The sequence below is a fragment of the Lyngbya aestuarii BL J genome, from assembly GCF_000478195.2.
GTDB lineage: Bacteria > Cyanobacteriota > Cyanobacteriia > Cyanobacteriales > Microcoleaceae > Capilliphycus > Capilliphycus aestuarii.
Window position 1 is genome coordinate 1 of record NZ_AUZM01000301.1, and the last position, 724, is coordinate 724.

1 protein-coding gene is annotated in these 724 nt (G+C 38.0%); it reads right to left on the bottom strand.

The genetic code is table 11. The features are described from left to right. Window positions 1–724: RNA-guided endonuclease InsQ/TnpB family protein (locus tag M595_RS28220; protein WP_023069954.1), on the bottom strand; the 724-nt coding region annotated here is incomplete at both ends.

The window sequence follows — 724 nt, forward strand, 5'->3', positions numbered from 1 at the left end:
TCCATAAAGTTTACAAACATCCCCCATCCAACATCAGATATTGACTTGGATAACAAACGATTCTTAACCATCCCCTTGACGTTGAGATTTTCAACGACAATGACTTGGCTTTCATCTACCAACTTTCTTGATAACTTGTGCAAGAAATCTTGGCGGGAATTAGCTATTCTCTCGTGAACATTAGCCACCTTTTTCCTGAATTTCTTTCTCGATTTACTTCCTTGAGTTTTTCGAGAAAGTTTTTTCTGTTTGAGGGCTAAATTCTTTTGGTGGCGGTTTAAATGCTTGGGGTTAGCATATTTAGTTACCCGCTCTCCATCGTGAACAATTGCGAAATCTTTCAGCCCTAAATCAATCCCAATAATTTGATCTCCTGTTCGCTTAACATCAGTTACTTCAACTTCACACAAAATTGAAGCAAAATATTTATCAGTTGGAGACTTAGAGATTGTTACCGTTTTAATCTTCCCTGTAACTTCTCGGTGAAATACTGCTTTGACTTCACCAATCTTGGGGACTTTTAGATATTCATCCTTGACGGTAACACTCTGGGGATATTGGATTGATTGCTTATGGTGTTTAGACTTGAATCTAGGGAATTTAGCTTGTCCTTTAAAAAAGTTTTTATAGGCTCTGTCTAGGTTAATTGCTACACATTGGAGAACCGATGAATAGCAATCTTCCTTGAGCCAAGGATATTCCTTTTTGAGTTGAGGGAGCATCC